At 44.4% G+C, this 7100-nt stretch carries 5 protein-coding genes; 1 reads left to right on the top strand and 4 read right to left on the bottom strand.

Annotated features, from left to right (window positions below; genetic code table 11):
* The 3 genes from IH879_16725 to IH879_16715 form a co-directional block, all read right to left on the bottom strand.
* Positions 1-2239: carbohydrate binding family 9 domain-containing protein (locus IH879_16725; protein MCH7676572.1), on the bottom strand; the 2239-nt coding region annotated here is incomplete at its 3' end.
* Between the two features lie 61 nt (positions 2240-2300).
* Positions 2301-4703 carry an ABC transporter permease gene (locus tag IH879_16720; protein MCH7676571.1) on the bottom strand — a complete coding sequence of 801 codons (2403 nt, stop codon included), beginning with the start codon at positions 4701-4703 and terminating at the stop codon, positions 2301-2303.
* Between the two features lie 12 nt (positions 4704-4715).
* Positions 4716-6227, bottom strand: a complete 1512-nt coding sequence (locus tag IH879_16715) for a serine hydrolase (GenBank protein ID MCH7676570.1) — start codon at positions 6225-6227, stop codon at positions 4716-4718.
* Positions 6228-6535: 308 nt separating this feature from the next.
* Here IH879_16715 and IH879_16710 point away from each other — a divergent pair, with 308 nt between their 5' ends.
* A complete protein-coding gene (locus IH879_16710) occupies positions 6536-6907 on the top strand; it encodes a hypothetical protein (GenBank protein MCH7676569.1) in 372 nt (123 codons plus the stop codon).
* Here IH879_16710 and IH879_16705 read toward each other — a convergent pair.
* On the bottom strand, positions 6908-7100 hold a 193-nt coding region (locus IH879_16705), incomplete at its 5' end, for a DNA ligase (GenBank protein ID MCH7676568.1).

Here is a 7100-nt window from a genome sequence, read left to right as displayed (position 1 = left end):
TGATAGCGTAGTTCAAGCGGATTTGGGTAGAAAGGGTGCTGCGATCGATGGCAGAAAAAACATATCGTTGACCAAAAGTGACATCTCTGCCATTCCCGAATTCGTCGAAATACTGGCGTGCTGTTCGCTCCCGTTCGTATTCGGGTTCGAGTGAAAGCTCCAAAGCATCAGTGGGCTTGAATGAAAACCGTGCGCTTGTAGAAAAATCGAATCCATCGAGATCATTCCAGATATATGACACGCGGGTTCGCCAGTTAAAGTTGGAGGCCCGATTGTTCGAGATCCTTGTCATAACATGGTGATTGGAGGCGGTAGCCATAAGCGGTCCACCGCGGGTCGCAGTCCAGCTCTGATTTTGCGGCAGGTAGTGATAATGTAGCGATGTGTTCCAAAAGTTCTTAAACGTAGAATTGAAGAAAAAGTCAAGTATCCCAAAAGTACGAATCCCTTCAAAGTTCCATTCGGCAAAGGCTGAGAAATCGAAAGAGTAATCGCGAAAAAGTTTTCCCGGTTTGGTTTCGCGATAGGTCAAAAATCCCGAACTTCCGACTCCATCGGCACCGGAAAGAATGCCGGCGTCATTCAATTCAAATGCCGGGGACTCAGTTGAGATGCCGGTGCCCCAAAGCCAGTGTTCACCGCTATTTTTGTTAAATCTGACAGAAGCGGCGTAGCCCGATAAAGATGTCCTTGCTGAATCGAGGCGAACGTGTGTCGCATCCGGTCTTTGGTAGTAGCGTGCACTGGAGCGCTGTGCTCCAACAATGGCCAGCGGATCTCCGTTAATGTGTGAAAATCCGGCGTAACCGGAGAGCACATACTTGCCGCCTTGAAAACGGAGATTCCAATCAAAATTACCGGTATAGGCTTGTTTATTTAAAATCTCAGCCAGAGCAGAGCCGTTTGAGACATCCCGCTTTACCCCGGTTAACATCAACCCGACAGTAGATTGCGAAGCGCCGAACTCCTGCTGCAGACGCACGACGCCAAAACCATTCAGCGGTTCAACTTTTGTTTTGCCGCGAATTTCTGCAGTCGAGTCGGTAGCGGCAGTAAAGGTATCGGCATGTTCTGTGGAGGTAACTGCCGACAGCACGCCAATTGAAAGTCCGGAATTCAGCCGCCCGGTGATTTTTGCCGCCCCGATGATGGTAGTGTTATCAGGATTATCAAGAAAATCAGCTTCCGCTGAACCGTGCGGCCGGGCGCCGATCCTTCTGGAATAAAAAAAAGTCGGCCCGTTATTGTCAAATAATTGACGACCTTCGATGAAAAACGTGCGTCTTTCTCTGAAAAAGGTTTCGAAAGCGGAAAGATTGACCACAGCGGGATCTGCTTCTACCTGACCAAAATCTGGATTCACGGTGGCATCCAGGGTCAGGTTCGAGCCGAGTCCCATCTTCAAATCCAGGCCAACGCGGGAATCGTATTTACTGCCGTCGTTAAAAGGATCGAGCGGGTCGGTGTCGCTGGTGTATCTTGCGCTGCTCGCACTGTAAGGAAGCAGCTCGATTCTTCTTGATGGCTGAATACCACTAATTCCCACCAGGTTGCCAAACTTTGACGACCAGCCGGTGTCATCCTTTGGAATCAAAACCCAGTAGAGATCTTCGTTTGTATTTGGAATCCAGCGGTTTATGTTCACACCCCAAATCTGCTCATCCTGATTTTTGAACCGAAGCTGTGAAAAAGGAATTTGCATTTCCGCACTCCAGCCGTAATCGGTCATCTGGACTTTACCCTCCCAAACCGGATCAAAGGACGATTCTCGGCGACGCTCGTGGTCGGAAGGATGATAATAATCGAACCGGGAGCCTCCGGCTGTGAGGCCAAAAGTATACGCGGTTCGCCGGTCCAGGTAAGTATCAAGTGATATGATGATGCGCGCGGAATTACCGGCTTTATCTCGGCGGGTCACATAAGCGTGAATCTCATCGGGGTTCTCGAAATACATACGCGCCGCAATGTAGAGCGAACTTTCATCATACATAAAACCCACTTCCGTTTTATGCATTGCCGGTTCGCCTTCGTTTGGATCTTTCTGAAAGAACTCCGAAGTGAATTCCGCGTGTTGCCAGACTTCGTCATCCAAAAAACCATCCAGCCGGGGTGGGTCAGGATTAATTTTGTTCGCTTTTATCTGTTTGCGATTTTTGCTTGGGTCATCGTCGCCAGCGTAACTTTGAGAAAAAATGCTAGTCATTAGTAAAATCGAGAAGATTAGAACATTCAACTTCATCATTACCTCTTTAAATAAATGGTTAAGTGTTTGCGTGTTCAAGTGTTTAAACTTTAACACTTCATTCATACCGCAACGCTTCAACTGGGTTGGCGAGTGAGGCCCTGATTGCCTGGTAGCTTACTGTAAGCAATGCAATAAAAAGTGCAAGAAAGCCGGCAGCAGCAAAAGCCCACAAATGCGAAACTAAATTAATACGGAATGAAAAGCCTTGCAGCCATTGATCCATAAAATAATAAGCGACTGGCCAGGCGATCAGATTTGCGAGCAGGACAAGGGTTGTAAATTCCCCGGAAAGCATCACCATAATTTTGGCTGCGGAAGCCCCAAGGATTTTGCGAATACCGATTTCCTTAGTACGGCGCTCCGCAGTAAACGAGGCCAAACCGAAGAGACCAAGACTGGCAATAAAAATAGCTAAAAAAGTAAAATTGCCAAAGATCTTGCCAAATCGCTCCTCAACACCATAAAGTTTATTGAAATCCTCATCGAGAAAAGAGTAGACAAACGGCCAATTCGGAGCGAATTCACTCCATTTTGTTCGCAAGAAATCTAAAGTCGCCGGGATGTTATTTGGCGAGATTCGAACGAGCAGAGTTTGAAGTCCTTCCGGAGAGATGTGCATGACCAGCGGCTGCATGAAAACGCGCAACGGTTGAAAATGGAAGTTCTTAACAACTCCCACTATGGTACCGGTTTTGTGACCTGCCCAGATGATCCGCTCTCCAATTGCCTCCCCGGGCTTCGAGAAACCGAGATCTGCTACGGCTTGCTCATTGATGACAAAAGCTTCATTAGCGTCCGTCGAAAATTCGCGGGAAAAACCGCGGCCGGCAGCTATCTCGATTTCGAGGGTGTTGAGGAAATCGTGGTCTACGAGCAAAAACTTCATCGATTTCATTTTATTGGAATCGCTGCTCTCCAGGCGCACGCTGCTTCCGGAGGCTCCTGTTCCTGGCGGTCGATTCGCCCAGGCCGCCCCTCTGATCGATGAGTTCTGCAGCAGCTCGCTTTTTACTGATTCAAACCTTTGTATCACCCTATTCTCGCGGACCGGAATGACCACAACCTGTTCCTGATTCAGTCCAAGATCTTTATTCTTCATAAAAAGAAGCTGATTGACGACAACGACGGTGCTGATTATTAGAAAAATGGAAATAGCAAACTGCGTCACGACTAAAATCCTTCTAAGGGTAAAACTCTTCGAACCTGATTTTACAACTCCTTTCAAGACGGTTGCCGGCTGAAAAGCCGACAGAAAAAATGCGGGATAGCTTCCCGAAATAAGCCCGACAAACAGGGCAATTACCGCAAAGCCAGCTAAGAGTGTAAAATTTTCGGTGTAGTGAATCTCTATCCCTTTCCCTGTCAAATTGTTGAAGGCCGGCAAAAGCAAATCCACCAGAAGCACTGCAATCACCAGTGAGATGAAAGAAAAAACCAGTGATTCACCAAGGAATTGTTTGACCAACTGCAGACGATTTGCGCCAATTACTTTTCGAAGTCCAACTTCTTTCGCACGCACGGCCGCTCGAGCGGTCGCCAGGTTCATAAAATTAATGCAAGCGATCAAAAGAATGAAAAATGCAATTGTAGAGAAAATATAAACGTTGTTGATGCTGCTGCCGCGTTGAATTTCATTGCCGAGCGGGTGAAGATGGATATCCGTCAAGGGCTGAAGCCAGGGCCGCCAGCTCCACCCCAGTTTTTGTAAAGTATCACCAACAAAGCTCTCAACCCATTGTGGAAATCTGGCTTCCAGCTCTGAAGTAGGGTAATTCTTAGGCAGCAGGACATAGGTAAAAAACGGATTGTATGTCCAGCTATTTAATATTTGCGCCCCCTGCATGGAATTAACCGTGCTAAAGGATGCTAAAAAATCAAAATGGAAGTGCGAGTTGAAGGGCACGTTTTGCATAACCCCGGTAATCTTGAATTCATTTTTGTTATCAACCCGCAGTATTTTGCCAGTCGCATCTTCATCCGGAAAATATTTTTCGGCCATCTCTTCCGTTATGACCACTGAGAACGGATCTGCGAGAGCCGTCTCCGGATTCCCCGTTAGTAGTGGAAAGGTGAATACATCGAAAACCGATGCGTCGGCATAAAAAAAGCGTTTTTCAAAAAATCGTTTATCCCCATAAGTAACCAAAACGTCGTTGAAAGATTGCATAAATCGAACGGCTTCTTTGATATCAGGAAAGTCGCTCAAAAGTTGCGGGGCCATCGGGGCTGAAGAAAGCGCATTGGGAAAAGTTTGGTCTTTTGATTCCCAGTCGGTCACGAACCGGTAAATTCGATCTGCCTTTTCATGATATTTATCATAGCCGAGTTCATCCTGGACATACAGCAAAAGTAAAAGACAACATGTCATACCGATAGCCAAACCGGCGATGTTCATAAATGAATACCCTTTGTGTCGGGTAAGATTTCGAAAGGCGATTTTAAGGTAATTTTTGATCATGAGTGCTTCCAGCTATTTTGCAGCAGTTCTGATTTTCTCCAACATCTCTTTGCCGTTTGTATTATCAGCATTCAACTTTAATGACTTTTCATAATACTTGATGGCCAGCTCATCATGCCCATCCTTCATATAAGCTTCAGCCAGGCTGTCGTAAACATTCCATGAATCGGGATATCCCTTGATATTGAATTTAAAAATAGCAATTGCTTTATCGAATTGCTTTGACAATAGAAAGTGATACCCCAACCTGTTAATCGCTCTTTCATCAAAAACGGCAGCGTCTTTACTTTCATTTTTCAAGGAATCATGGAAGGCCATTCCGGCCGCCATCCCTTGTTTGACGATCAGCTTCGCGAATTTCTTCCCCGGAGATTTATACGAATCGTAATGCAGCCAGGAAAACGCCGGATGATAACCGCCAATAGCTTTTTGAACGAGCTCATCACGAATGGCAAGACCGTTTTCGCTGTTTGTAAAGTAGATCATGCCGATTTTCTGCTCTTGAAAAGCAACGGTATAGCAGCGAAAAATTCCCTGGTCCCCCCAATGCCAGAAAGAAGTGCCTTCATCGGTCAATTGCAACCCCCAGCCAAGTCCCCAGGCATTTATTTCAGAAAGATTTGATGTCGAATTTTGGGTGCAATTCAGGCAATCATCATTTAAATAAATTTGCGGGGAGAGCATCTCCCTGATGGTTTCTTTTGCCAGGCCAGCTCCTGTCATGATTGCGATCATGAATTTGGCATAATCGATTGCAGTTGTGTATAAACTAAAAGCTGCGTTGCCTTTTGTCATGGGGTCACGATCGATGGGGACGCCAAATTCGCCGTGACCAACCGCTAAATTGTTAGCGTATGCCTCTCGCCATTCGTAGCTGCTGTGACGCATTCCCAACGGTTCAAAAACACTCTCAGCCATAAAATCATTGAATGATTTATCCGCCAATTTTTCCACAACTCTTTGCAGGTAAACATATCCCTCACCAGAGTAACTGAACTTTTCTCCAGGGCTGAAATGCATTTTCAAGTCACCGTCCCGTGGTTGCCGCCAGTTTGGGAATCCGGTTGTATGGCTCAAAACTGTGCGTGCGCTTATTTGATGGACCCGGTCATCATTATTAATGTAAGCGGCGCCAAAATAATCCGATAATGGCGTGTCCAGATCAAGTTCACCTTTTTCAACCATTCTCAAAACGGCGTAAGCAAAGAGGGTTTTACTCAGGGAGGCGGCTTGAAAAATCGTGCTATCATTGACCGCTTCTTTAGTGTTGATATTTCTGACACCGTAAGCCCCATGCAAGATAATCTCAGCGTCCCGAATGATGGCTATTGAGAGTCCCGGAACCTCAGCACGCTCCATTAATTCAGGAACGAATGATTCAAGATCCGATATCAATTGCTCTTCAGGGACATTTGTCTTTAGTGGAATTGAGTCGTTATTCTGTGCAGCGGTTGGATTTTCAAACAAGAAAACGAGGGCCAGGGAATAGGTGAGAAATGCCCTGGTTAGAATTTGAGAAGACATAGGTCAATTTCCTAAAAGAGTTTATTATGATAAGAGAAAGGAACCGCTTTTTTATAAAGACGGACGATTACCTAAATAGTTATCTTTTTTGTAGACGGACTTTTTCCATAAATATGGACTTCAAAATAATTTATATTAGAAGTACAGTCCATGAATTCTTTGATAATTTAAGCAGATACCAAAAATAACTAAAGTGTATTTTAACTAAAAAGTTCCAGATTATACATACTGATTAGTATATACTTTATATAATCCTAAAGTGTTTCTTTTATATAGTTTTAAGACTTAATTAAAAAAAGAGGTCATAGATGTCTAAATTAAAATATGCTTTAACTTTGGTTGTAGGTATTGCCATGGGAGGAAGCGGAACTTATTTTTCTAGAAATTTGTCGAATCAGCGAAGTATGGATGAAAATTATCTAGCTGGTAAGGAAAATGGGATGGCAGAAGGTATTGAAAAAAGCAAACCTGAATTTGCTGTAGGTGATTTTAATGATGATAAGATGCAAGATGTTTGCATTAAATTATATGGTGAGAAGCTGATCTGTGGTACTGATTATAACAAGGACGGTTCTTATGACGTTGTAGTTTTCCAAGAAGGTGAAATATCAAGAATTTTCTTGGGAGCTCCGCCAGGCTGCAAACTTAATGGATCAATTGATAGATATATCGAAGAATAATTATTTCTCATAAATCACTTCAACTTCTTTAGATGTAGTTGCTTGCTCAGCTTTCTTATCATCTCTAAAATGTAGAAATCGTGGAAATCTTAAAGCTAGACCGCAAGTATGATGAGGACTTTTGGTAATTTCTGCAGCTAGAACTTCAACAACTACTTCTGGTTCAAACCAAACGTCGGTTTGCATTTCCTTT

The organism is candidate division KSB1 bacterium (assembly GCA_022562085.1).
Taxonomy (GTDB): Bacteria; Zhuqueibacterota; Zhuqueibacteria; order Oceanimicrobiales; family Oceanimicrobiaceae; genus Oceanimicrobium.
Note: the sequence above shows the minus strand (reverse complement) of the source record. Positions and strands in the feature narration are given on the sequence as shown.

Excerpts from the sequence above, each read along its gene's own strand:
- IH879_16720 (MCH7676571.1), bottom strand. The coding sequence starts at position 4,703 with ATGATCAAAAATTACCTTAAAATCGCCTTTCGAAATCTTACCCGACAC.
- IH879_16715 (MCH7676570.1), bottom strand. The coding sequence starts at position 6,227 with ATGTCTTCTCAAATTCTAACCAGGGCATTTCTCACCTATTCCCTGGCC.
- IH879_16710 (MCH7676569.1), top strand. The coding sequence starts at position 6,536 with ATGTCTAAATTAAAATATGCTTTAACTTTGGTTGTAGGTATTGCCATG.